Source organism: Nitrosomonas communis, from assembly GCF_900114745.1.
Taxonomy (GTDB): Bacteria; Pseudomonadota; Gammaproteobacteria; order Burkholderiales; family Nitrosomonadaceae; genus Nitrosomonas; species Nitrosomonas communis_A.
On record NZ_FOUB01000157.1, the window covers coordinates 1 to 2,439 of the forward strand.

Here is a 2,439-nt window from a genome sequence, read left to right on the forward strand (position 1 = left end):
GCAGCAATGGGCAAGACTGATCTGTGTCAATATCTTCGCTAGAAAACAACTGGAATCCTTGGCCGAACCACCACCCAATCCTAAAAATCCTTCTTTAACTCAGCAGCTTGATCTTGGTTTTGCTTAACCGGACAGTAGTGGAAAAATATATTACTTATGGATGATATTTCGATAAATACCCCTAGGCAAATTTACCACAAGCTAAACGCATAGCATTCTTTTAAAATGAATAAAGAAGATAGATTCTCGAATACAGGAGAAAATGTTTGATTAAGTTTAAGTTGCTCAATGATCAATGCATAGGAAGCAAGGCAGAGCTTTCAAGAAGAACTGGAATAAATTATTCTAGTTCTAAATCAAAACTAACTTTGTCGACTTCACCTTACCGTATTGTTTATACTGTCTGCGGCTCACCTTCGCGTTATTTTTGATTTGAAAATGGAATTACAACTATTTAATTAGACTGCTTTTTGAGCCAGAGAAAAAGGGAGGGAAGATTATAGGCGAAGATATGGTTGAAAAATATAGAAACACCTTTTCTTGGATGGCTTGAACAATTCAAGGTAGAATCTTTTCAACGTGGAATTTCTCTATACAAAGCCAATACCTATTTCTAGGGGGATGCAAGGCGGAGATGGTAGGTATCGAAGTGTTCAACAATACCCGAACGGTTTCGCCACCGTCTGCGTCATACACCCGGTTGATAACCCAAGATACTCCGCGCTCAAAATTAAGGAAGATTCGATGTACCCTTGCATTAAACGCGGCAAACTCATTGTGATCGAACCAGATCATGTAGAAGAGCCAAGTGTTGACATTGTAGTAAATTTACGGGATGGCAGATAAATAGTAAAAATTTATCTCTACCAGAGACGCAGAGAAATTACACTTGAGCCAATCAATAACAATCACGGCAATATCACCGTCAGCCTAAATCAGATGCCAAGATAGGCATTACGTCATTGCAAGTCTGCCAAGCCGGTCGGTTTGTAATTCCATTTCTAAATCAAAAATGACGCGAAGGCGAGCCGCAGACAGTATAAATAATACGCCAAGGTGAAGCCGACAAAGTCAGTTTTGATTTAGAAATGGAATAAGATCGACACCAGATCCATTTAAAAAATTAGAGGCTGTAGTAGATTAGCTTAGATTAGCATCCAAGCAATCTACCACAGCCCCTAAAATTAATAACAATAAAAGGAGATTCATTTATTATGGGAATATCTGACGCATTCTATTACACTATTGAAAAAGGGCAAATTGCTGCCAAAATCAAAGGAGACCCAATTGTTGAACAAGAAGGTCAGTTCAATTATGGAAGCTTATTGGCTGATGATTTTATTATTAAGCGTGCTGGCCATTTTACAATTGAGGATTTTCACAATGACCAAGGAGATCAATTAGTATTTGATACAGGTTATGGATTAGTTTCGAGGGAGCAATTGATAAGCTTTGTGACTGATATGCGTTTTGAGGGTGATGATTTTATTGTTAACTTTGGAGATTCCGCGTCTATAACTTTGGTGGGAGTTCATCAAGGTCAAATTAGCTTTGATGATGTTGTGGTATTGAGTTGACAATTGCCTTAATGATAATAGAACACAGTGATATGGGGCATTAAGTTTATAGGAGCAAATTCAAAGAAGCCATGCACCGCATGGCAACCAAATTAAAAAACAAAGAACAGGTACACAACTGCACATAACGGAATGGAAGGACGCCAGCAGATATGTACCGCCGCACCTCTAAAATTTAGGAAGATATTAATTTGGGATCATCTAAATAAAAATAATTCAAAGAAATAAATATTTAGTAACACTTGTCAGTCGAGCCACCCAGGGGAATCGCACCCCAGGTGCTCACAGATCCGGACGTGAAACTCTCGCTTCATCCGGCTACTATTGTTCAGCCGTCGGTTCGCCCAAACGACTTCGTCTTATTCAATGTTTCATCCCAATTCTGGTTGACCAATCAATAAAACTGAACAATGTCACGCCTTCGCTCTAGCATCATTACAAGGCCTTCGACGCTACTACACATGACCCGCCCCTGTGCCTCGCATCGGTACTCAGGCCCTCGCAGGTTCTCTGCTTGAGCGGGTTCCCTTTACATCGAGACGAGAGGTTCCCACGTTCCACACAAAAGCCTGTGCTAAGTTCACGCCTTCTTCATGCCGGATGCCACTTGGGCAAATTGAATCGCCCCGGGTTTACAGGAGACTCTATTTCTTGAGAGGATAGAGTAATGAAAAAACAAATAAGATATTCACCGGAGGTTCGTGAACGAGCTGTCCGATTGCTGTATGAACACCAAGGGGAGTATGAGTCGCAATGGGCGGCACTGGGATAGCATCCAAGATAGGTTGTACTGCTGAGACGTTGCGTAAATGGGTGCGACAATCAGAGACTGATCAGGGCATCCGGGCAGGCATGTCAACCT

General features: G+C 41.2%; 1 protein-coding gene and 1 pseudogene. Both read left to right on the top strand.

What is annotated here, in order from left to right:
- Positions 1 to 1,214: 1,214 nt before the first annotated feature.
- Positions 1,215 to 1,577, top strand: coding sequence for a hypothetical protein (locus BM122_RS20985; protein WP_074907593.1), 363 nt, complete (start codon positions 1,215 to 1,217; stop codon positions 1,575 to 1,577).
- A 667-nt stretch (positions 1,578 to 2,244) separates the two neighbouring features.
- Positions 2,245 to 2,439 (top strand): annotated as a pseudogene (locus BM122_RS25695) (transposase); the annotation flags it as partial.

Coding starts and splice junctions, on each gene's coding strand:
- BM122_RS20985 (WP_074907593.1), top strand. CDS start 1,215: ATGGGAATATCTGACGCATTCTATTACACTATTGAAAAAGGGCAAATT.